Source organism: Streptomyces nojiriensis, from assembly GCF_017639205.1.
GTDB lineage: Bacteria > Actinomycetota > Actinomycetes > Streptomycetales > Streptomycetaceae > Streptomyces > Streptomyces nojiriensis.
In genome coordinates this window covers 459,688-481,783 of record NZ_CP071139.1, presented here as the reverse complement: position 1 = coordinate 481,783, position 22,096 = coordinate 459,688, and the positions used below count along the sequence as shown (strand labels likewise).

Here is a 22,096-nt window from a genome sequence, read left to right as displayed (position 1 = left end):
CCGGAAGTCCGTCGTGCAACGCGTCTCGGCATGGTCGGCCCCCTGGAACGATGCGGATGATCAAGCGGAGGTTACCCGGCCGCGCCCCGCGTCACCAGCAGTGTTCATGTCCTGGGCACCCACGCGCGGGTTCCGTGTCCGCTCAGCCGGCGCGGAGGATGCGGAAGCGATCGGGTTCCGCCGGGTCTCGGTCCACGACCTGGGTCGGAGCCCAGGCCCACTGCCAGACGCCGATGCCCGGCGTGCGGGTGAACCGGATCTGCCCGCGGGTGCCTTCGACCGCCACGTGCGGCCAGGGTCCGCCCGCGCGTGCCCCGTCCTCGCCGGCCTGAGTACGCAGCACGTCGGCGAGGACGACGACCGTGTCGTACCCCTCGAAGGCGACGAAGGAGGGTGCCTGGCCCAGCCGCTCGCGCAGGGCCGCCCCGACGCGGGCACCGAGCGGGCCGAGGCGTTCCGGCAGGTAGCGCAGGAACGGGATCGCGGCGCCGTCGCCGCCCAGCAGCGTCGCCCATGCGGGGAATTCCGGTTGCCCGGCCGGAGCACCGATCAGGATCCCGGCGAGGCGCCGGTCACGGCGGACGGCCTCGACGATCGGCACGGCCGGCTCCGGGTGGCCGACCAGGAGGAGGAGGGCCGTCGCCCGGTGGTAGACGAGTTCGTCGCACACCGCGGCGGGGTCGAGGCCGCGCACGTCGATTTCGACGACGGTGCCCCCGCGCGGAGCGAGGTACTCCCGCAGAATGCGGGCCCCGGACGCCCAGTAGACACTCGGCTGGGTCGCCACCGCGATCCGGCCGTGGCCCGCGCCGAGGAGGAAGTCCGCGTAGATCCGCCAGCCGTGGGACTGTGCCGGGGCGAGGCGCGCCACCCATCGCGACGGCTGTTCGGTGAGCGCGTCGAGAACCGCGGACGAGCAGAGGAACGGCAGGCCGAGGGCGTCGGCCCGGGCGGCAGCGGCGCGAGCGACGACGCTGTGGTACTCACCCGCCACGGCGGCCACGCCCAGGCGAGCCAACTCGTCCACGGCCGCCGCTGCCCTCTGCGGATCGGCCGCGGTGTCCCGGACCACCAGCCCGAGTGGCCTTCCGCCGATCCCGCCGGCGTCATTGACCTCGCGCACGGCCAGTTCGAGACCGGCGAGCAGGTGTCGGCCCGCCTCGACCCAGCCGGGTCGAGTCAGCGGAACGAGAGCGCCGATCCGGACGGACGATCCGTCAGTACGCTCCGCCCCGGGCGGCGATGGTGGCGTGTGCATGCTTCGGCGTCTCCCGGACGGCGGTTCGGACGCGACGCGCCCGGACCGCGGAACGAACATCGGTGGCGCCGACAGTAGCCGAGCCGGAGACATCCGCCTCCGGCGCCCTGGCCGGTGGCCGCCGGCCAGGGCGCGGGCCATCCGGGCGGGCCGCGGGGAGCGCCCGGCATGGCACCCGGGGCCGCGGCGTCCGGCGGCGCATGCTGGGTCTTCCCGCCCTGCAGGAGAGGCCTGTGAGTGATTCCGGACCGCGAGTGGCCACGAGGGCCGTGTCCGCCGCGGACGCCGTTCCCGCTCCCGGGGTCATCGGCATCGGACTTGCCGCGGTTCTGACGTTCGCGCTCGCCCAGGGCTCGTGGCAGTGGTTCGCCACGTTCATCGGGGTGACCCTGCTCGCGGTGATGGTCGCCTTTCAGCGACGGGCGGAGTGGAGCCCGGACATCCGCTCGCCGTACATGCGCGGCCTGGTCGCGTACTCGCTGGTCGTCGGCCTGTGCGTGGCCGTCGCGCTGGCCCCGCTGCTGCAGCGCCGGGCCTGGCTGTTCCCGATGCCGGGCACGCGCGGCGACTGCGTGCTGGCGGGCAGGTACGCGGCCCTCCAGGCGGAGGCCGCGGTCGGGAACCTGGCCGCCGGTGACGGCGCGGCCGTGGCGTTCGTTCGGGAGGAGCAGGCCCGTAAGGCCGTCGCCGAGTGCCTGGCGGCCACGACGACCCTGTGGCTGCCGGTGTACGGGGTGGGGGTTGCGGCGCTGGTGGGAGCGTGCGCGTGGTTCCGCGACCGGACCCGCGCCCGCGCTCGTCCTGGCCCCGTCGGTCAGAGCCCGATCGGTCAGGACCCGATCGGTCAGGACCCCGTCGGTTAGAGAGGGACGAGGGAGTCACCCATGTGCACGCGGATCTTGTGGAACACCAACCACCACGCCGTCCTCGCCGGCCGGACGATGGACTGGCCGGAGTCGACCGAGCCGGTCCTGACCGTGTTCCCCCGGGGCCTGGAGCGCAACGGCGGCATGCTGGGGGGTACCACCGTCGTCGCCGACAACCCCTTGCGGTGGACCAGTGGATTCGGCAGCCTCGTGACGACCGTCTACGGCGCGGGAACGGCCGACGGCATCAACGAAGCCGGCCTCGCAGCGCACATGCTGTACCTGGACAGCACCGACCTCGGCCCCCGCGACCCCGGCAGGCCGGGCCTCCAGATCGCCCTGTGGATCCAGTACCTGCTGGACAGCGCCCGCAATGTGCAGGAAGCCCTGGACCTGCTCGACACCTGTCAGCTGGTGCCGGTCGAGCTGCGCGGCTTCCAGGCCTCGGTGCACGTGGCCCTGGAGGACGCTGCGGGGGACTCGGCGATCGTCGAATACATCGAGGGCCGGCGGCAGGTGCACCACGACCGCAGCTACACGATCATGACGAACGAACCCTCCTACGAGGAACAACTGCGGCTGCTGCGGGAGAAGGTGCGCGCCGTGCAGGGGCTCGGCCACGACCGGCCCAGCAGCGAGGTCCCCCTCCCGGGAAACGTGAACGCGGTCGACCGCTTCCAGCGCGCCGCCTACTTCGGTGCGCTGCTGCCCGAGCCGGCGGACGACCGGCAGGCGGTCGCCGCGATCCTGGCCGTCACCCGCAACGCGTCGGTGCCCTTCGGCGCGCCGTACCGGGAGGGGAGGTTCAAGACCTACAACACCGAGTACCGCACCGTCTGCGACCTCACCGGCAAGCGGTACTTCTTCGAACTGGCCACCGGCCCGAATCTCCTGTGGGCCGAGATCGACCGCTTCGACCTGTCGCCCGGCGCTCCCGTCATGACGCTGCGACCCGACGGGACCGACCTCGTCGGGGACGTCTCGGACCGGTTCACGCGAGCGCCCGCGCCGTTCTGAGGGTCGCGACGCCGATCGGGCTTTCTGCTCCGCATCGGACAAGTTCATTGACAGGAGTTGAACGCAGTCGGAGGCTGAGAGCGCTCTCACCCGTCAACTCATAGGCGTGAGAGCGTCGCACCTCCCCCACGTCAGGTGCCCCACAAGGAGGAAGATCGTGTTCCGTTTATCGAAGGTGCTGGCATCCGGGCTCTCGGCTTTGGCGGTCGCCGCCGGCCTCATGGCCCTCGGTCCGCTCACGTCGGCAGAGGCCGTACCGGCGACCATCCCGCTCACGATCAAGAACACCTCGGGACGCAGCGAGCCGGTATACGTCTACAACCTGGGCACGCAGCTCGCGACGGGCCGGCAGGGCTGGGCCGACGCCAACGGCGGATTCCACCCTTGGCCCGTGGGAGGGAATCCCCCCACCCCCGCTCCCGACGCGTCGATCACGGGTCCGGCCGACGGGCAGACCAAGACGATCCGGATACCCAAGTTCTCCGGGCGCGTCTACTTCTCCATAGGTCAGAAGATCGTCTTCAAGCTCGGCACCGGCGGCCTCGTGCAGCCCGCCGTGCAGAACCCCTCCGACCCCAACCGCAACATCCTGTTCAACTGGTCCGAGTACACGCTCAACGATGCCGGCCTGTGGATCAACAGCACCCAGGTCGACATGTTCTCGGCCCCGTACGCGGTGGGCGTGAAGGCGGCGAACGGCGCGGTCACGAACACGGGCCGGCTGAGGCCGGGCGGCTACAACGCCGTCTTCGGCCAACTGCGTTCGGCCGGCTGGGGCGGATTGATCCAGACCCGCCCCGACGGCACGCCGCTGCGCGCGCTCGCGCCGGGCCACGGCATCGAGGCGGGCGGAATCCCCGCCGGTGTCATGAACGACTACATCAACCGGGTCTGGAACAAGTACAGCTCCTCCACGCTCACAGTGACGCCCTTCGTGAACCAGCCGAACACCAAGTACTACGGCCGGGTCTCGGGCAACGTCATGAACTTCACCAACGGCTCGGGAGCGGTGGTCACCAGCTTCCAGAAACCGGATTCCGACAGCGTCTTCGGCTGCTACAAGCTCCTGGACGCGCCCAACGACCAGGTTCGCGGTCCGATCTCCCGCACCCTGTGCGCGGGCTTCAACCGGTCGACGCTTCTGACCAACCCCGTCCAGCCCGACCCGAACAACGCCGGCTTCTACCGTGACGCCGTCACCAACCACTACTCCCGCATCATCCACGGACAGATGGCCGACGGTAAGGCGTACGGCTTCGCCTTCGACGACGTCGGCGCCCACGAGTCGCTCGTGCACGACGGCAACCCGCAAGAGGCCTTCATGACGCTGGAACCGTTCAACTAGGGCTTGTCCTACGGGACGACGCCGACGTTCGGCGGAGGCCGGGCGTCGGCGACGCCGGCACCGACACGGTCGGCGGCCGTCACCTTCCGTATCCGCCCGGTCACCTTTTCCGGTCGCGCAGGGCACTGCCGCGCAGGCGGCGTAACCTGGCTGAACCGCCACAGAAACGCGCGTACGGGCGACACGGTGCGCGGGCCGTGTACCTTGCCGCGCCCACGATCCAGGGAGGCGGCCCGTGACCGATCCGTTCGGCTTCCTCAGGATCCCCCGCGAGGCAGTGCCGGCCCGCCCGGTCGAGCAGAGGCTCGGCGACTGGCGCGAGGTCTACGCGGGCCAGGCGCTGCTGCCGCTCGTCTCCCGGCAGGCCGGCCGCTGCATGGACTGCGGCATACCGTTCTGCCACACCGGCTGCCCCCTGGGAAACCTCATACCCGAGTGGAACGCGTACGCCGCACACGGCGACTGGCAGGCGGCGTACGAGCGGCTCCATGCGACCAACAACTTCCCGGAGGTCACGGGCAGGCTCTGCCCGGCCCCCTGCGAGGACGCCTGCGTCCTCACGATCAACGCGGACCCGGTGACCATCAAGAACGTCGAGCAGGCGATCGCGGACGTGGGCCTGCGGCGCGGCTACATGGCGCCCAGACCGCCGGAGAAGCGCAGCGGCAAGACGGTGGCCGTCATCGGCTCCGGTCCGGCCGGACTGGCCGCGGCGCAGCAGCTGACCCGGGCCGGACACCGCGTCACGGTCCACGAACGGGCCGACCGGATCGGCGGACTGCTGCGCTACGGCATCCCCGAGTTCAAGATGGAGAAGGTCCACCTGGACCGGCGCATCGAGCAGATGCGGGCCGAGGGCACGGCGTTCGTCACCGGTGCGGACGTCGGCGGTCCGGCCGGTGCCGGAGCCGACGAGCTCCGGAGCCGCTGTGACGCCGTCGTCGTCGCGATCGGGGCCGGCGAGCGCCGGGAGCTGCCGGTCCCGGGTCGTTCGCTGCACGGCATCCACCAGGCCATGGACTACCTGACCTGCGCCAACCGGGTACGGGAGGGCGACTACGCCGTGTCGCCCGTCACCGCCGAAGGCAGACGCGTGGTCGTCGTGGGCGGCGGCGACACCGGCTCCGACTGCCTCGGGACGGCCTTGCGGCAGGGCGCGATCTCCGTGCTCCAGCTCGACATCAACCCCGAGCCCGGCGCGGGCCGGACCGACGACGAGCCCTGGCCGGTGTACCCGAGGACGTACCGGATCTCCCATGCCCACGAGGAGGCCCGCGGGCGCGAGGGCCGCGACCCCAGGCTGTTCGCCTGTGCCACCCTGCGCTTCGAGGGGGACGTGGCGGGCCGGGTACGGGCGCTGCACCTGACCGCGGTCGAGCCGGTGGCCCGCAGCCCGCTGGCGGGGACCGAGGACGTCATAGCGGCGGAGCTGGTCCTGTTGGCACTCGGTTTCTCGGGCCCCGAGCGGGCCGGCGGCCTGCGCGAGCAGCTGGGGCTGGAGCTCGACGAGCGCGGCAACTTCGCGCGGGACGCCGGCTTCGCGGCGGGCGGCGGGCGGGCGCCGGGAGTGTTCGTCGCGGGCGACGCGGGCCGGGGGCAGTCGCTGGTGGTGTGGGCCATCGCCGAGGGCCGGGCGGCGGCCGCCGCCGTGGACCGGTACCTCACCGGCTCCACCTGCCTCCCGGCCCCGGTCGCCGCGCACGACCGGCCGATGACGGCCCTGGGGCGCATGCGCTACGGGCTCTGAGAAGCCCGCGCCGACCGCTGGGCGGACCGTCCGCCCGCCCCCCGCCCGTGCGTCGGGGGAGGGGCAGGGCAGGGGCGCTGTCAGTGCTCCCGTCCGGGCCGGCGCCGTTCGCGCGGGGACTCGCTGCCGTCGCCGGGCCGGTCCAGGCGGGCGGCCTCGTCGGTGTCCGCCGCCCGTACGGCCGGCTCGCCCGGGCGGGGCGCCGTGGAGCGGGGCGCCACGTGGGGTGCCCTGCGCCGGCTCTGCTCGTCGTCGTGGTCGTGGAGCGGGGCGCCGCCGGCGCCTCCCTGGTCGTCCATGGCGGATTCTCCCTGTACGTCGGTTCCCCCCAGTCGGCGCCTGCCCGGAGCCCGGTGCCGGAAACGCGTGAATCGATAGAAATGGGAAAAATCCAAGGCAGGGTCGACCGCGGGTGAGGACCGTGGCGTACGGCCGGATCCACCGCCGTCGACTCTCGAAGGAAAGGGCTTCGACATGGTCGAACGACGTGCCGCGGTGCGGGGACTGCTGAGTGAGTACGGGCGTACTCACGCCGAGGAGGCCGGCATCCGGCTGCGGAACACCCCGGCTCCGCTGTATCAGCTGCTGACCCTCTGCGTGTTGTTCTCCGTCCGGATCAAGGCGGCGATCGCGGTGGTCGCGGCCCGGGAACTCTTCGCAGCCGGATTCCGCACCCCGCGGGCGATGGCTGCTTCCTCGTGGCAGGACCGGGTCGACGCCCTCGGGCGGGCCCACTACCGCCGGTACGACGAGAGCACGGCCACCGCGCTGGCATCCGGGGCCGAGTTCGTCCTGCGCCGCTACCGCGGAGACCTGCGACGGCTGCGCGAGGCGGCGGACGGGGACCCGGCCCGGGTGCGGGAGCTGCTGCAGGAGGTCGACCGGATCGGGCCGGTGGGGGCGGACATCTTCTGTCGCGAGGCCCAAAGCGTGTGGCCCGAGCTGCGCCCGTCGTTCGACGGCCGCGCCCGCCAGGCCGCGGCCTCGCTCGGCCTGCCGACCACAGCCGGGGGACTGGCACGTCTCGTCGATGCCGAAGAGCTTCCGGTGCTGGCGGCCGCCCTGGTGCGGTACGCACTCGACCGGGCGCCCAGCCGGGCCGCGGCGCGTGACGCGTGAGGTGTGCGCAGCGGTCGGGCGGTCGGGGCATGTGCAGCACCTCGGTGGGGCAGGTGGGAGCCATGACCGCATCCGCTTCCGTACCCGCCGCTGACGATCCGGCGCACTACGCAGGGCTCGGCACCGGCGAGGCGAAACGCCGGGCACTGGCACGCGGCTGGACGACCGTGCGCGTGGTCCCGCCCGGCACCGTGCTGACCATGGAGTACCTCGAAGGCAGGCTGAACTTCGAGGTCGAGGACGACAGAGTGCTGAGGGCCTGGAGCGGCTGACCTTGGGCGCGGTCCTGGAGGCCGCCTATCCGGCCGCCCCGAACGACGCCCCCGGTCCGGTGCGTGCCCGCGAGGGACACGGACGCGCCCCGGACCGGGGCCGGTTCAGGGCCGGGCGGCTGTCGGCGACTCCGTGGCTCGGGGCTCCGTCCTGTCGATCCATGACCAGACACAGGCGCCGGCTGCCGCCACGACCGCGGTCAGCAGGAGTTCGGCCCAGTAGGGCGGGCCGGCCAGTACGCGTACGAGGACCAGGGCGAGCACGGACAGGGCCGTGGCTGCGGCCTTGGCCGCCCACCGGAGCGCGGTGCTCATACGAGCCCGCTCAGGCAGCCGGTGACCCCGCCCGCCACCACACTGGTGGCGATCTTCTTCGCGGCGTCCTTGTTGACGCGTCCGACGATCAGGGCGGCGGCGCCGCCGATGCCGGCCTTGAGCAGACAGTCCTTGGCCTCCGGCTTCCTGGTCAAGGACACCGACCCGGACGAACTCGCCTGCCAGGTCAGGTCAGGTCACTGGCGGCGGGCGCGATGGCGCTCGCCCCGCGGGTCACGGCCACCGTGATCAGCGGATACCTCCACCACCGCGGCGAGCAGCGCGCCGCCACCCACGCGGTCTCCCTGCTCAGCGCCCGCGAACGGGACATCCTCGTGCTGCTGTCGCAGGGACTGTCGAACGCCGACATCGGGCGCCGTCTCCATCTGAGCGTCGGAACCGTCAAGGACTACGTGAGCGCCGTGCTGTCCAAACTCGACGTCAGCAACCGCGTCCAGGCCGCCCTGTGGGCGCAGCGTGCCGGCCTGCTCGACGGGGCGCGGACATGAGCGACCGTACGGACCCGGACAGACCCGGGCCCGCGTGGCTCACCGGCCGCACCCCGGGCCCCCGCGCGGTGGACGCGGGGCTGGCGGCCGCCGCGATGGCCGACGCGTGGGTGTTCTCCGGGACCGGCACATGGTCGGCGGCCGCTCCCGGGGCCGCCGCCGCCCTGGCTCTGCTGGCACGCCGACACCGGCCGGTGACGGTGTTCGTGTTCGCCCTGCTCGTCGTGCAACTCGGAAACAACGTCCTCGCCGCCCTCGCCGCCCTCTTCTCCGTGGCCGAGCGGCACCGCACCCGCAGGGCCCTGGCCGGGTGCGTACTGGCGTACGGGACCGGCGCCAACCTGCCGGACCTCGGCCCGTACGAGGCAGCCCACCCCGCCGAGTTCGCCGTCGCCGTCGGCTACTCGCTCACCGCCGGGGGAGTGGCGGTGCTCCTCGGCCGGCTCGTACTCACCCGCCGCGAACTCGCCCGGAACATGGAGGAGCTGCGCGCGGCGCAGGAACACCAGCGCGAGCTCCACGCCCAGCAGGTCCTCGCCCGCGAGCGCGCCCATCTGGCGCGGGAGATGCACGATGTGGTCTCCCACCAGGTCAGCCTCATCGCGGTCCGCGCCGGCGCCCTGCAGGTGTCCGCCGACCGTACGGACACCAGGGAGGCCGCGCGCACCATCCGCACGCTGAGCGCGGCCACGCTGGACGAACTGCGCCACATGGTCGCCGTGCTGAGAGCCCCGGGCGGCAGCGACGCGGGTTCCGACCCGCAACCGCAGCCGAGGCGGCAGCCGCAGGCGGCCCTGGACCGGCTCGACGGCCTGATCGCGGACAGCGGCCTGGACGTGACACTGACGGGTGACGTCCCCCGTGACGCGAGCCCCGCCGTGGAGCGCGCCGCCTACCGGACCGTCCAGGAGGCCCTGACCAACGTACGCAAACACGCCCCCGGTTCGACCGTCGTGGTCGGGTTCCGCCGACCCGGACCCGCCCTCGACGTGACGGTCACCAACACCAGGGCCCGGCATCCCGCTCTGGCGCTGCCCAGCGCGCGGCACGGACTGATCGGCCTGCGCGAACGGGCCGAACACCTCGGCGGCACCCTCTCCGACGGACCCACCCCGGACGGCGGCTACCGGCTCCACCTGCAGATCCCGCGACGCGGAGCGTCCATCCCGCCGACGGCCGACGTACCCCGGCACAGCCCGGAGTGACCGCCGGCCGGCCGGGGTGGGCCGGTCGGCCTACGCGGTGGCCGGCAGGACGTGGTCGCCGGCCTTGTCGGTGCTCAGGCACAGCGAGCAGACGACCGCGTCGTGGGTGGCGCAGGCGGTGAGGTCGGGGCGCTCGTAGGACTGCCGGCAGACGTGGCAGTCGAAGGCGGCCGCGCTCGGGTTCCCGTCGCTGTCCAGCAGGGGCTCGCCGATGCCGTCGTCGGTGCGGCGCAGGTAGTAGCGGCCCTTGGTGGCCACGGCCATCAGCGGGGTGAGGACGAAGGCGATGACGGCCGCGGCCACGGGCGAGTACGGCTGGACGATGTCGCCGAGGAGGTCGAAGTACATGGCGATCGACAGGCCGGAGGCGGCGGTGAAGGCCACGACGCCGACCGGATTGACCGCGTGGAGCATGCCGCGGCGGAATTCGGGCTGGAGCGGGGACAGCTTCAGGACGTACTTGTTGATGCCGATGTCGGTGGCCACGGTGACCACCCAGGCGATCGCGCAGTTCGAGTAGAAGCCCAGGATGCCGCCCAGGAAGCTGAACATGTCGGCTTCCATCAGGGCGAGTGCGAACGCCAGGTTGACCAGGACGAAGACCATGCGGCCGGGGTAGTGCCGGGTGACGCGGGTGAAGGAGTTCGTCCAGGCCAGCGAGCCGGAGTACGCGTTCGTCACGTTGATCTTGATCTGGCTGATGACCACCAGGACCACGGCCAGCGGGACGACCGACCAGGCCGGCATCATCGCGTCGAAGGCGCTGCGGAACTGCTGGATCGGCTCGGGCGCGGCCGCCGGTCCGACCTCGGCGATGACGCGGACGGCGAGGAAGACGCCGATGGCCTGCTTGAGCGCACCCAGCACGACCCACCCGGGGCCGGCCATGACCACGGCGGTCCACCAGGTCCGCTTGTTCGCCTCGGTCTTGGGCGGCATGAAGCGCAGATAGTCGATCTGCTCGCCGATCTGCGCGATCAGGGACAGGCACACGCCCGCTCCGAGCATGACGGAGGCGGTGTTCACGGCGCCGTCGCCGTCCGTGCCGGAGTAGGCCAGGAAGCGGTCCACCGTGCCGGGGTCGGCGGCGATCAGATACACCAGCGGTCCGACCATGAGCAGCAGCCAGATCGGGGTGGTCCACACCTGGAGCCTGCTGAGCGCCTTCATGCCGTAGACGACCAGCGGGATCACCATCAGGGTGGAGACGGCGTAGCCCAGCCACAGCGGCAGTCCGAGGCCGAGTTCGAGGCCCTGCGCCATGATCGAGCCTTCGAGGGCGAAGAAGATGAAGGTGAAGCTGGCGAAGATGACGCTGGTGAGGACCGAGCCGTAGTAGCCGAAACCGGAGCCGCGAGTGATCAGGTCGAGGTCGATGTTGTACCGCGCGCCGTAGTAGGCCAGCGGTAAGCCGGTGAGGAAGATGACGACCGCGGCGACGGCGATGGCCGTGAGCGCGTTGCCGGTGCCATGGGTCAGGCCGATGCCGGCGCCGATGGAGAAGTCGGCCATGTACGCGATGCCGCCGAGGGCCGTGGTGGCCACGACCATGGGGGTCCAGCGCCGGTAACCACGGGGTGCGAAACGGAGGGTGTAGTCCTCCAGCGTTTCCTTGACCGCCTGGTCGGCCGCGGCCTTCCTCGTGCGTGCCGTGGTCCGTTGCGACTCGGTGGTGCTCATGCCACGCCTCCCGGTGGGGCTGGGTGCCGGTGATGCGCCGCCGCCGACAGGACGGGGGGCGATGAGCCGTCATGAGTGTGCTGCGGCGGCGCCGTTCATGCCTGTGGTCCCGCGCCGGTCACGCTAGGAAGCGGGTGTTACCCCGGGTGCGCGATGCGGTGAACACCATGTTGCTGCAGGCGGCACCGCCGCGCGCGCACGCCACGTGGTCAGGGGTGGAGGGCTTCCAGCAGGGCGGCGGTGACGGCGCGTTGGCCGGCGGGGGAGAGATGGAGGCCGTCGGCCTCATGGTGCCCGCGCGCCGCGCGGCGCGTGTCGACCACCGGCTCCGGCCGGGCCAGCAGGAAGTCGGCCACGGCGTCGAGGTCCGCGTCGGACCAGCTCAGACCGGCCCGCCGGAAGTGCTCGTACCGGTCCACGAGGCCGGGGTCCGTGCGCGCCGGGGTGAGCCAGACCCACCGGGCCCCCGTCCGGGCCACCGCCAGGTCGTGCAGGGCGACCAGATTGCGACGGGTCTCGGCGAACCCGACGAGCGGGGTGCCGTCGATGCGCTGCACGTCGTTCGCGCCGAGCATGCACAACACCCAGTCGGGCCGCCGGAACCCCAGCGCCGGCAGCTGCTGCGCCAGCGCCTGGGCGGTGGTGCTCCCCGAGACGGCCAGGTTGGTGCACCGTACGCCTTCGGGGAGCAGGTGCCGCAGGATCTCGAACCAGGAGAGCCGGTCGGCGGTGGTGCTCTCGCCCAGGGCCACGACGTGCTCACCCGGCCGGAACGGCAGTGCGGCGATCCGAGCGGTGGCGCCCGGTTCGGCCGACAGCGCGGCCGCCGCTTCCCGGTTGCGTGCCTCGAACTGCGCCAGCCGGCCCCGGTAGTCCCCGGCGTCCGTCCCGAACAGGGCGGCCAGCACCGGCTCGTCGAGCGGACCCAGGTGGCGCAGGAGCTTCTCCGGCTGGTGGAACCGCAGCAGGCGCTGTACCTGCGAGGTGTTCGGGCCGGTGTTGGTCATGTCAGCTCTCCTCGGGAACACGGACGCGGATACGGGCACGGCTGCGCGGCAGCAGGAAGCCGGCCGCGATCAGCCAGGCCAGCCCGGTGAAGCGGGCGACCGGCAGGAGCAGCGCGACGCCTTCGGTCAGCAGAACGAGGGTGGCCAGCTCGGCGACGGCGGCCACGGCGAGACCGGCGACGGCCAGTGCCCGCGGCAGCAGCCCGGCCAGCAGCCCGGGTACGGCGATCCCGGCGACGAGCAGGCCCAGCAGCACCACGTGCCCGGGGCCGCCCAGGCCGAACGCCAGGTACTGCAGGGCCCGTACGAGCTCCGGCCGCTGTGTCACCTCGGCGTGGGACAGGACCCAGGTGACCAGGCCGGAGCAGGCCAGGAACGCCGAGGCGAGCACCCCGCCCGCGAGGGCGATGGTGGCGCCGGGCGCCCGGACCCCGAGCCGGTTCAGGCGGGCGGAGACGGTCGCGGCGTAGATGGCCAGGGGGACGGAGGCGGCGAACTGCAGGGCCCCCGATACGCGGACCGCGTTCCCGTGGTCGCGGAAGTACGCGGTGATGGCGTCCGAGTCGCCGAACGGCGATGGAAACGGATCGCCGCCCGCCAGCACGGTGCTGAGGACGAGGCCGCCGAGGAACAGGGCGGTGAAGACCACGGCGAGGACGCCGGGCGGCGGCCCGGACTGCGGGGCGTTGGTACGGGTGTCGCGCGGGACAAGGTTCTTGATCGCTTCCACGGCACAATCCGTTCTTGAGGAGAACGATTCACTGCGGTGAATCATTACATGTCGCGTACGATAGCCGCGTGAACACCGCCCGGCAACCAGATCCCTCCGCGGCCCCGGCCTCAACTCCGGCCCAGGCCCAGGCTCCGGCTCCGCGCGGAGCGGCCTTCCTCCTCGCGCAGATCGGTGCCCACGCCGCGGGGCGGTTCGCGGAACGCGTCGCCACCCTGGGGCTCACCCCCGCCGACGTCGGCCTGCTGCGGATGGTCGCCGGGCAGCCCGGCCGCAGCCAGCGCGCCCTCGCCGAGGACCTGGGAGTCGTACCGAGTCGTGTGGTCGCCCTGATCGACGTCCTGGAGGACAAGCGGCTCGTCGAGCGGCGGCGCAGCGCCGAGGACCGCCGCAATTACGAACTGCACCTCACCCCCGAGGGGCGGCGGGCCCTCGGTGGGGTCTCCCGGGCGGCCGCCGCCCATGAGGACGACCTGCTGGCCGCCCTCGACCCCGACGGGCGGGCGCGGCTTCTGGAACTCCTCGAACGCGTCGCGGCACAGCAGGAACTGACGCCGGGCGTGCACCCCGGCTATCGCACGCTCGCGAAGCCGGCGGCGAAACGGAAGGACTGAGAGCCGCCGGGGGGTTGTTCAGGGCACGGCGCCGGCGGCCGCGGCGGCCCGGCCGGACCGTCCGCCGCCCGGCCGCTGCCCCGGCAGGGTCAGGCGCCGCCGGCCGCCTCCGCCTCCAGCAGGCGGGTCGCCATCGCGCGCATCTCGATCTTGCGGATCTTCCCGGTGACGGTCATCGGGAACTCCTCGACGACGTGGACGTAGCGGGGGATCTTGAAGTGGGCGAGCCGCCCGGCGCAGTACGCGCGCACGGCCTGCGCGGTCAGCGGCTCGGCCCCCTCGCGCATCCGCACCCACGCCATCAGCTCCTCCCCGTACTTCGGGTCGGGCACCCCGATGACCTGGACGTCCATGACGTCGGGGTGGGCGTGCAGGAACTCCTCGATCTCGCGCGGGTAGAGGTTCTCACCGCCCCGGATCACCATGTCCTTGATCCGGCCGGTGATGCTCAGGTAGCCGTCCCCGTCCATGACCGCCAGGTCGCCCGTGTGCATCCAGCCCTCCGGATCGACGGCCTCGGCGGTCTTCTCGGGCTCGCCCCAGTAGCCGAGCATCACCGAGTAGCCCCGGGTGCACAGTTCTCCCGGGGTGCCGCGCGGGACGGTCCGGCCGGACTGCGGATCGACGACCTTGACCTCCAGGTGCGGGCCGACCCGGCCCACCGTGGAGACCCGGCGCTCGACCGAGTCGTCCGCCCGGGTCTGCGTGGAGACCGGCGAGGTCTCCGTCATGCCGTAACAGATGGAGACCTCGGTCATCCCCATCCGCTCGATGACCTCGTTCATGACCTCCACCGGGCAGGGCGAACCGGCCATGATCCCGGTGCGCAGGCTCGACAGGTCGTACCCGTCGAACCCGGGCGCGGCCAGCTCGGCGATGAACATGGTGGGGACCCCGTACAAGGAGGTGCAGGCCTCCGCCTCCACCGCCGCCAGCGTCGCCGCCGGGTCGAAGGCGGGCGCGGGGATCACCATCGCCGCACCGTGGCTGGTGCAGGCGAGGTTGCCCATCACCATCCCGAAGCAGTGGTAGAAGGGAACCGGGATGCACACCCGGTCGCGTTCGTCGTAACCGCACAGCTCGCCCACGAAGAAGCCGTTGTTGAGGATGTTGTGGTGCGAGAGGGTCGCTCCCTTGGGGAAGCCCGTGGTGCCCGAGGTGTACTGGATGTTGATCGGGTCGTCCGGGCTCAGTGCGGCCTGCGCCCGCGCCAGCGCGGCCGGATCGACCCCGCGCCCGCGGTCCAGCAGCTCGTCCCAGCGCGGCCCGTCGAACAGGACGGTGAACTCCAGCCCCGGGCAGCGCGGCCGGACCTCCTCGATCATCGCCGCGTAGTCGGAGGTCTTGAAGCGCTCCGCCGCGACCAGCAGCCGGATACCGGACTGCCCGAGCACGTACTCCAGCTCGTGGGAGCGGTACGCCGGGTTCACCGTGACCAGGATCGCCCCGATCTTCGCCGTCGCGTACTGCACCAGCGTCCACTCGGCACGGTTGGGCGCCCAGATGCCGACCCGGTCGCCCCGCACGATCCCGAGGTCCAGCAGCCCCAGGGCGAGGGCGTCCACCTCGGCGGCCAGTTCCGCGTACGTCCACCGGCGGCCGGCGGCCACGTCCACGAGGGCGTCCCGGCCGGGGAAGCGACGTACGGTCCGGTCGAGGTTGTCCCCGATCGTCTCGCGGAGCAGCGGGACCTCGGAGCCCCCGGACGCACGACTCGACGCTACGGACACACGTACCTCCAGCACTCGCTGCGGCGATGACGGCCAACGCGCAGCGCCCATGATCCCCTCCGGGCGGGCCGCGGCACCAGAGGTACGGGGGGAGTGGCCCGGCGAACTGCCGGCACAACTGAGAATTGGCTGTGAGTCGGGACGGCGGCGCTCACGACTCTTGCGTGAAAAGCGAACAACAGCAAAAGTGAGCGTGAACAAGGTATCCATCGTTGCCGCTGAGCGCGCCGCTCCTGCCCCGGACGCTCGGTCGACCGGCTGCAGCGCACCGGCACCCCACACCGAGGTCGTACATGCAGGGTGTCCACCGCCTTCTCCTGCCCGCCGGGCTGCGCAGACTCGCCCGGACGCTGCGTCGGCCCGGCGGTGTTCCGCCGCAGTCCGGTCCCGCGGGGCGGGAGCGCATAGGCGCCAGGATCCCCTCGTCCAGCGGGCTCACCTCCCGTGAGGCGGAGCTGCTGGCGAGCATGCCGGGCCTGATCCGGCACTGCGGCCGGCTCGTGACCGTACGCGACGACCTCCTCCCCGCCGATGCCCGCACCGCCAGTCTCCGGTCGGTCGCGGAGGCCCTGGAGGCGGCGGCCGTCCCCTACGGGCTGGTCCCGGACGGGGGGCTCGTCCACCGGGTGGCCATCGCCCCCGGCGACCGGGCCGCGGCTCTGAAAGCGTGCGCCGCCGCCTTTGCGGGGCTCCCCGTCTACGCGCGCCTGCTCACCGCCGACGGTGAAGCCGGGGACGTACTCGCCGAGGACCTCCCGGCGGCGGTCGAGTCCGTCGAGACCGGGAAGGACGGCGTGGACGGGAAGGAGTCGGCGCACACCGCCCGCGTGCGGGCCGTCCGCGTCCACCGGCCGGTCATCACCTCCGGCCGGACCCTGAGGTACGGCCCCGAGACCGGCTGCGACCTGGAGTTCTGGGAGGCCCCCGACTCCGGCGAGGGCGCTCTCGCCGTGCTGCGCGAGACCCCGTACGGCTGGTGGGTCCCCTCCCTGGCCGCCTCCACCACCCGCCGCATCGACGACCGGGAGTACCCCGTCGTCGACTGCTTCTCGAGTCGTTTCCCCGATGACATCGACTTCCCGATCGACGCGGTGATCACCTGGGTGGACGCCGCCGACCCCGCCTGGCGCCGACGCCGGGACCAGGCCGCCGAGGCGGAGGCCGGTTCAGGTCACCCCTCCGGGGCCGACGAGACCGGCGGGATCGACCTCGCCGAGAACCGCTACCGCGACCGCGGCGAGCTCCGCTACTGCCTGCGCTCCATCGCCGCCTACGCACCCTGGGTCCGGCGCATCTTCCTCGTCACCGACGACCAGGCCCCCGCCTGGCTGGCGGCCGACCATCCCCACATCACGGTCATCGACCATCGGGAGCTGTCCACGGAACCTGCGGCCCCCGCGGTGTTCAACTCCCATGCCATCGAGAGCCGGCTGCACCGCATCCCCGGCCTGGCCGAGCACTTCCTCTACTTCAACGACGACATCTTCCTCGGCCGGCCCCAGCGCCCGCAGAACTACTTCCTGCCCTCGGGACTGCCCAAGGTCTTCCACGACTGGCGGGCGGTGGACCCGGGCGGCCGGGCCGGGGACGACGTGTTCACCTCGTCCCAGAAGGTCACCCGGCAGGCCGTCGAGGAGGCCGTCGGCCGCACCTACCCCCACATCCTGGCGCACACCCCGTACCCCCTGACGCGTTCCGCGTTCGCCCGCGTCGAAGAACTGCTGCCCGGTCGGCTCGCCGCCACCGCCCGCTCCGTCTTTCGCAGCGCCGACGACCTCGCCCCCGTCACCCTCGCCGCCCACCTGGCGCTCGCCGAGGGACATGCCGTCGAAGGCGACCTCGCGCACACCTACGTCAGCACCGCGCGCCGCTCCGAGATCGAGCGGCTGCCGGATCTGGCCGACGAGCGCGGCCACGACGCCTTCTGCCTCGCGGACGACGAGGACCCGGACGGACCCGGCGAGGGCGCAGCCGGGGGCGGACTCTCGGCGGCGCAGCAGCACAACGTCGTCACTGCCTTCCTGGAGGCCTACTTCCCGGTGCCCTCCCCGTTCGAGCAACAGCAGTCGGCCCCGTCCGGGAGCGAGTGACGGTCCTGCTGTCCGGGGCCGCGCCCCGCCCCCTCCCCGAGCCCGCCGCCTGCCGTGCCGCAGAACCTGACCCGGAGGGTTTCCTTCCGCATATCCGCGGTGGGTCCGGGCAGACGCTGACAACCGATCGGGGAACACAACGACGAAGCGATGGGCGATGGCATGCGAAGCGTGGGCGTGGAGGAAGAGCTGCTGCTGGCGGACGCGGACAGCGGGGAGCCGCTGGCCGTGTCGGGAGCCGTGCTCGCCGAAGCCGACCGCGCCGCGACCGCCGGTGCGGCGGACGGCAAGGAGGTCGGCCACACGTTCGAGGCGGAGCTCCAGGAGGAGCAGGTCGAGTTCGGCACGAGACCGGTGACGGAGATGGGCGAACTGCAGGAGGAGATCCTCCGGTGGCGCGCCGAGGCGTCCCGGCACGCCGCGGCGGCCGGTGCGGTCGTCGCGGCGATCGGTACGTCACCGCTGGCCGTCCGCCCCTCGATGTCCCCCGGACACCGCTACGAGTGGGTGTCGCGGCAGTTCGGCATGACCGCGCAGGAGCAGCTGACCTGCGGCTGCCACGTCCACGTATCGGTGGAGTCGGACGAGGAGGGCGTCGCCGTACTGGACCGCATCCGGCTCTGGCTGCCCGTGCTGACCGCGATGAGCGCGAACTCCCCGTTCTGGCAGGGCGAGGACACCGGCTACGGCAGCTACCGCAGCCGGGTCTGGAACCGGCTGCCCGCGGCCGGGCCGGTGGACGTCTTCGGCTCCGCCGACCGCTACCACGCCGAGGTGCGGGCCATGGTCGGGTCGGGCGTGCTGCGCGACACGGGGATGATCTGGTTCGACGCGCGGCTGTCCGCCTCCTATCCGACGGTGGAGGTCAGGGTCGCGGACGTGTGCCTCGACGCGTCGACCCCCGTCCTGCTGGCCGCCCTCGTACGCGCCCTGGTGGAGACCGCGGCCCGGGAGTGGCGAGCCGGCGACCCCCCGGCCAGGGTCAGCACCGGGCTGCTCCGGCTCGCGTCGTGGCAGGCGGGCCGCTCGGGACTCGACGGTCCGCTGCTGCACCCCGGGACGCTGCGGGAGACCGCGCCCGAGGCCGCCGTCGACGCGCTGTACCGGCACGTGGGCGACGCCCTGGCCGACTCCGGTGACGAGGAGCTCGTGCGGGCCGGAATCGCCGGCCTCCTGGAGCACGGGAACGGGGCACGCGTCCAGCGGCGCCTGCTGCGCTCGGAGGGGGACCTGGCCTCGGTCGTCCGGCACTGCGCGCGCCGGACCGCGGCCGGCGCCGGCCCGGGCGCGGACGCCGGCACCCCTGCCGCCGTCCGGTGGCGTGCATAGCGGACGGAACGAGTGCCTCCGCGGGGGTGTGATCAAGGGTGGGTCTTTTCGGTCAGGATAGAACCCGTTACTCAGGGTAAGTGGTGTCGCTCGGCCCCCCACCCTTCCCCCTGTCCTCCCTTGCCTCACCTGCCCCACGCGTCACACGCAACTGACAGGAATTCACGCGGCCGCACCCCAGGTGGCGCGAAAGATTTCCCGATCTGTGTTCGCAAGGCAGCAAAACAAGTCCGAAAGTGACAGGTTTGCTTTGACTCTTGCGCGATGAATCCGTGAATGTCGTTCACATGTCCGACACATCCCGAGCCACCGCCGGTGGCCCTCTGCGCTTGCGCGACTTCCGACTGTTACTCGCGGGAGCTGCCACCGGACAGTTCGGTGCACAGGTGACACTCGTGGCGCTGCCCCTCGTGGCCGTCCTCGAACTCGACGCTCCCGCCTTTCAGGTGGGCCTCCTGACCGCCGCGGAGACCGCCGCCTTCCTGCTCGTCGGGCTGCCCGCCGGCGCACTCACCGACCGCATGCGCAAGCGGCCCCTGATGATCCGCGCGGACCTGGTGCGCGCCGTGGCCATGGCCAGCATCCCCGCCGCCGCGCTCGCCGACGTCCTGACCATGGCCCAGCTCTATGCCGTCGCGCTCGTGACCGGCGTGGCGACCGTGTTCTTCGACGTCGCCCACCAGAGCTACCTGCCGCAGATCCTGCCCCGCGATCAACTCGTGGCCGGCAACGGCGCCCTGGAGACCGTCCGTTCCACCGCCCAGGTGACCGGCCCCGGCATGGGCGGCGGACTGGTCCAGCTCGTCGGAGCGCAGTTCGCGGTCATCGTCGACGCCGTCGGCTACGTCCTCTCCGCCCTCTTCCTCCAGCGCGTCGAGCGGGCCGAGGAAGCGCCCGAACCCGCCGCCGCCGGAGGCTCCCTGCGCAAGGAGATCGGCGAAGGCGTCCGCTTCGTCTTCGGCCATCCGCTGCTCCGCGTCATCGCCCTCACCACCGGCCTCGCCAACTTCTCCACGGCCGTCCTCATGGCGACGCAGACCGTGCATCTCGTCCGTGTCGTCGGCCTGGAGGCCGGCGGGCTCGGACTGGTGCTGTCCGCGTCGGCCGTAGGAGGGCTCCTGGGCGCCCTGTGCGCCGGGCGCCTCGCCGCCGGGCTGGGGCAGGCCCGGGTCATGCTCCTCTCCGTCCTCGTGACCGGCCCGTTCGCGCTGCTGTGGCCGCTGTCCGGGCACGGCGTCCCCGGGGCGGTCCTCTTCGCCGCCGGATCGGCGGTCGTCTCCTTCGGCGCCGTCGTCTACAACGTCGCCCAGGTCAGCTTCCGGCAAGGGATGTGCCCACCACGGCTGCTCGGCCGGATGAACGCCACCCTGCGCTTCCTCATGTGGGGCACCCTGCCGCTGGGCGCACTCCTCGGCGGAGTCCTCGCCCAGTCCTACGGGTCGCGTACGGCACTCGCCTGGTGCGCCGTCGGCATCCTCGCCGTACCCCTGCCGCTGCTGCTCTCCCCGCTGCGCCGGATGCGGGACCTGCCCGGTCCGCCGGACGACGGCGGTGCCGACGACACCCACGGGACACCGCAGGACGCGGCCCCCACCGACGGCGACGAACGACCGGCCCCCGCAGCCACCGCCTGACCACCACCCGACCACCGCACCGTACGGCGGCCGTCCGGCGGCCGGGGACGAGCCCTGCGCGGGCACCGCGCCCCGCCGCCACCCCGTTCCGCGCGACCGCGGCCACGACGAAGAGGACCACGTGCTCAGCATCACGAGTCAGTACCTGGCCCGTCACCGGCGCCTCACCGGCGACCGGTCCGACACCCTGCTGCCGGTCACCGGCGCACAGCGCCGCTTCCTGCTGATGCGTTCGCTGGACCCGTCGGGACGTCCCGACGTGGTACCGATGTTCTTCGCGTTCCCGTCCGGAACCATCGACCCCGAACGCCTGCGGGCAGCGGCGTCCAGGCTCGCCGCCCGGCACACCGCCCTGCGCTCACGGCCCGCCGTCGTCCGCGGCACCCCCGTCCTGCGCGTCGCCGATCCGGACGTCGCCGTGACCCGGTCGGCCCTCGTACCGGGCGAGTCGCCCGCCGACGGGCTCCGTCGCGCGCTGGCCGCCTGGGACGCGCAGGGTCCCCCCTTGCGGCTCTTCCTCGTACGCGACGAGGAGCGCGCGGAGGACATCCTCGCCGTCGCCCTGGACCACGCCGTCTGCGACGGCCGCTCGCTGGCGCGGATCGTCGAGGAACTCGGCGCCGCGTACGGCGAGGAAGCCACCGAACCCCCCGTCGAACCGGGGGAGACGGAAGCCGAACTCGCCGCCTACCAGGACGCGGTCCTGCGGCAACTCGCCGCCGAGGAAAGGGCGGAGACCCCCGAAGCGGCCGCGTACTGGGCGGACCGGCTGCGCGCGCTGCAGGCCCACGCCCCGGCACCCCGTCCGGCACGCGTGCCCGAGGGCACCTGGCCCAGCGGCGCCGCGCAGGCCCGGCTGCCCGCGTACGACGGCGGCGTGTCCTTCCCCGGGCTGCTCGACGCCTGCCGCTCCGCGGCCCGCGAGCTGTACGGCCCCGGCCACGCGGTCCCGCTCGGCTACCCGTGGGGCGGCCGCCCCACGGGAACGGCGCCGGTCGTCGGCTGCTTCCTCAACACCCTCGTCTTCCCGGCCTACACCGGCGACGGACCCGGCCCGGAGGTGACGGCCGACGCGTGGTGGGACGACCTCGACCGGGCCGACGTACCGTTCGACGCGGTCGTGGCCGCGGTCCGGGCCGCCGGCTCGGCCTGGACCGGAGGCCTCGACGGACTGCTCACCGTGGACGACGACAGCCGCCGCCCGCCCCTGGTGCTCGCCGGTGTCGAGGGACGGGAAGTACACGTCGACGGCAGACCCGTACGCGGTCCCTTCGCCGTCTCCGTCACCCAGGGAGCGGAGATCCGCGTGCGGATGGTGTGGGACCGGGCGGTACTCGACGACGAGACCGCGCACCGGGCGTTCGACGCACTCACCCACACGCTGCGCCCGTAGGCCGTGTCCGCAAAGTCCCGCCTGCCCCGCGACGCCTGGCACCGCACCTCGCCGCGTTGTCGGGCCGCCCGAGTACGTCCAGTACACGGGCGGCCCTCCGCCTTGCGATGCACGGCACCAGACGCCGCGGGGCCCGCCCTCCGGGCGGCCGGCGCTACTTTGCGGACACTGCCTAGGGGGTGTCCTGCCGATCAGATCCCGCTCCCTGATCCGGCCTGATCGGCAAGACGCCCCCT

General features: G+C 72.7%; 21 protein-coding genes. 13 read left to right on the top strand and 8 right to left on the bottom strand.

Annotation, left to right across the window (positions count from 1 at the left end; genetic code table 11):
* Positions 1 to 142: 142 nt before the first annotated feature.
* Complete coding sequence (locus JYK04_RS02375) at positions 143 to 1,258, bottom strand: ABC transporter substrate-binding protein (RefSeq protein ID WP_189743415.1); 1,116 nt, start codon at positions 1,256 to 1,258, stop codon at positions 143 to 145.
* A 233-nt stretch (positions 1,259 to 1,491) separates the two neighbouring features.
* Here JYK04_RS02375 and JYK04_RS02370 point away from each other — a divergent pair, with 233 nt between their 5' ends.
* The 4 genes from JYK04_RS02370 (at position 1,492) to JYK04_RS02355 (ending at position 6,233) form a co-directional block, all read left to right on the top strand.
* Positions 1,492 to 2,121 (top strand): hypothetical protein, encoded by a 630-nt coding sequence (locus tag JYK04_RS02370; RefSeq protein ID WP_229876428.1) that lies wholly within the window; start codon positions 1,492 to 1,494, stop codon positions 2,119 to 2,121.
* A gap of 21 nt (positions 2,122 to 2,142) precedes the next feature.
* Complete coding sequence (locus tag JYK04_RS02365) at positions 2,143 to 3,141, top strand: linear amide C-N hydrolase (protein WP_189743413.1); 999 nt, start codon at positions 2,143 to 2,145, stop codon at positions 3,139 to 3,141.
* Between the two features lie 157 nt (positions 3,142 to 3,298).
* The gene (locus tag JYK04_RS02360; RefSeq protein ID WP_229876426.1) at positions 3,299 to 4,486 is read left to right on the top strand and encodes a glycoside hydrolase family 64 protein; all 1,188 of its coding nucleotides are present in this window, start codon (positions 3,299 to 3,301) and stop codon (positions 4,484 to 4,486) included.
* A gap of 235 nt (positions 4,487 to 4,721) precedes the next feature.
* Positions 4,722 to 6,233 carry a glutamate synthase subunit beta gene (locus tag JYK04_RS02355; RefSeq protein ID WP_189743410.1) on the top strand — a complete coding sequence of 504 codons (1,512 nt, stop codon included), beginning with the start codon at positions 4,722 to 4,724 and terminating at the stop codon, positions 6,231 to 6,233.
* An 80-nt stretch (positions 6,234 to 6,313) separates the two neighbouring features.
* Here JYK04_RS02355 and JYK04_RS02350 read toward each other — a convergent pair whose 3' ends face one another.
* Positions 6,314 to 6,532 carry a hypothetical protein gene (locus JYK04_RS02350; protein WP_189743408.1) on the bottom strand — a complete coding sequence of 73 codons (219 nt, stop codon included), beginning with the start codon at positions 6,530 to 6,532 and terminating at the stop codon, positions 6,314 to 6,316.
* A 175-nt stretch (positions 6,533 to 6,707) separates the two neighbouring features.
* Between JYK04_RS02350 and JYK04_RS02345 the strand changes: the two genes are divergently transcribed.
* Complete coding sequence (locus tag JYK04_RS02345) at positions 6,708 to 7,352, top strand: endonuclease (RefSeq protein WP_189743406.1); 645 nt, start codon at positions 6,708 to 6,710, stop codon at positions 7,350 to 7,352.
* 62 nt (positions 7,353 to 7,414) lie between these two features.
* A complete protein-coding gene (locus JYK04_RS02340) occupies positions 7,415 to 7,624 on the top strand; it encodes an I78 family peptidase inhibitor (RefSeq protein ID WP_189743404.1) in 210 nt (69 codons plus the stop codon).
* 105 nt (positions 7,625 to 7,729) lie between these two features.
* Here JYK04_RS02340 and JYK04_RS02335 read toward each other — a convergent pair whose 3' ends face one another.
* Positions 7,730 to 7,939 carry a hypothetical protein gene (locus tag JYK04_RS02335; protein ID WP_189743402.1) on the bottom strand — a complete coding sequence of 70 codons (210 nt, stop codon included), beginning with the start codon at positions 7,937 to 7,939 and terminating at the stop codon, positions 7,730 to 7,732.
* Positions 7,936 to 8,094 (bottom strand): hypothetical protein, encoded by a 159-nt coding sequence (locus tag JYK04_RS02330; RefSeq protein ID WP_189743400.1) that lies wholly within the window; start codon positions 8,092 to 8,094, stop codon positions 7,936 to 7,938. Before JYK04_RS02330 ends, JYK04_RS02335 begins: the two co-directional genes overlap by 4 nt.
* A gap of 60 nt (positions 8,095 to 8,154) precedes the next feature.
* Between JYK04_RS02330 and JYK04_RS02325 the strand changes: the two genes are divergently transcribed.
* Together JYK04_RS02325 and JYK04_RS02320 are read left to right on the top strand one after the other, a co-directional pair.
* The gene (locus tag JYK04_RS02325) at positions 8,155 to 8,448 is read left to right on the top strand and encodes a response regulator transcription factor (RefSeq protein ID WP_229876424.1); all 294 of its coding nucleotides are present in this window, start codon (positions 8,155 to 8,157) and stop codon (positions 8,446 to 8,448) included.
* Complete coding sequence (locus JYK04_RS02320) at positions 8,445 to 9,653, top strand: sensor histidine kinase (RefSeq protein ID WP_189743399.1); 1,209 nt, start codon at positions 8,445 to 8,447, stop codon at positions 9,651 to 9,653. The genes JYK04_RS02325 and JYK04_RS02320 overlap by 4 nt, the downstream gene beginning before the upstream one ends.
* A 30-nt stretch (positions 9,654 to 9,683) precedes the next feature.
* On the opposite strand, the gene JYK04_RS02315 is transcribed toward JYK04_RS02320, so the two are convergent.
* The 3 genes from JYK04_RS02315 to JYK04_RS02305 form a co-directional block, all read right to left on the bottom strand.
* On the bottom strand, positions 9,684 to 11,333 hold the full coding sequence (locus JYK04_RS02315; protein ID WP_189743396.1) for a purine-cytosine permease family protein: 1,650 nt from the start codon (positions 11,331 to 11,333) through the stop codon (positions 9,684 to 9,686).
* A gap of 209 nt (positions 11,334 to 11,542) precedes the next feature.
* Positions 11,543 to 12,340, bottom strand: coding sequence for an SGNH/GDSL hydrolase family protein (locus tag JYK04_RS02310; RefSeq protein WP_189743394.1), 798 nt, complete (start codon positions 12,338 to 12,340; stop codon positions 11,543 to 11,545).
* Position 12,341: 1 nt separating this feature from the next.
* Positions 12,342 to 13,070 (bottom strand): hypothetical protein, encoded by a 729-nt coding sequence (locus JYK04_RS02305; RefSeq protein ID WP_229876423.1) that lies wholly within the window; start codon positions 13,068 to 13,070, stop codon positions 12,342 to 12,344.
* A gap of 68 nt (positions 13,071 to 13,138) precedes the next feature.
* On the opposite strand from JYK04_RS02305, the gene JYK04_RS02300 reads away from it, so the two are divergent.
* Positions 13,139 to 13,684 (top strand): MarR family winged helix-turn-helix transcriptional regulator, encoded by a 546-nt coding sequence (locus JYK04_RS02300; protein ID WP_189743392.1) that lies wholly within the window; start codon positions 13,139 to 13,141, stop codon positions 13,682 to 13,684.
* An 89-nt stretch (positions 13,685 to 13,773) separates the two neighbouring features.
* On the opposite strand, the gene JYK04_RS02295 is transcribed toward JYK04_RS02300, so the two are convergent.
* Complete coding sequence (locus tag JYK04_RS02295; protein WP_189743390.1) at positions 13,774 to 15,465, bottom strand: AMP-binding protein; 1,692 nt, start codon at positions 15,463 to 15,465, stop codon at positions 13,774 to 13,776.
* 242 nt (positions 15,466 to 15,707) lie between these two features.
* Between JYK04_RS02295 and JYK04_RS02290 the strand changes: the two genes are divergently transcribed.
* The 4 genes from JYK04_RS02290 to JYK04_RS02275 all read left to right on the top strand — a co-directional run bounded on the left by JYK04_RS02290 (position 15,708) and on the right by JYK04_RS02275 (position 21,860).
* Positions 15,708 to 17,504 carry a stealth family protein gene (locus JYK04_RS02290; RefSeq protein ID WP_189743388.1) on the top strand — a complete coding sequence of 599 codons (1,797 nt, stop codon included), beginning with the start codon at positions 15,708 to 15,710 and terminating at the stop codon, positions 17,502 to 17,504.
* Positions 17,505 to 17,666: 162 nt separating this feature from the next.
* A complete protein-coding gene (locus tag JYK04_RS02285; protein ID WP_189743386.1) occupies positions 17,667 to 18,833 on the top strand; it encodes a glutamate--cysteine ligase in 1,167 nt (388 codons plus the stop codon).
* 287 nt (positions 18,834 to 19,120) lie between these two features.
* On the top strand, positions 19,121 to 20,467 hold the full coding sequence (locus JYK04_RS02280) for an MFS transporter (RefSeq protein ID WP_189743384.1): 1,347 nt from the start codon (positions 19,121 to 19,123) through the stop codon (positions 20,465 to 20,467).
* A 121-nt stretch (positions 20,468 to 20,588) separates the two neighbouring features.
* Positions 20,589 to 21,860 (top strand): condensation domain-containing protein, encoded by a 1,272-nt coding sequence (locus tag JYK04_RS02275; RefSeq protein WP_189743383.1) that lies wholly within the window; start codon positions 20,589 to 20,591, stop codon positions 21,858 to 21,860.
* Positions 21,861 to 22,096 lie beyond the last annotated feature (236 nt).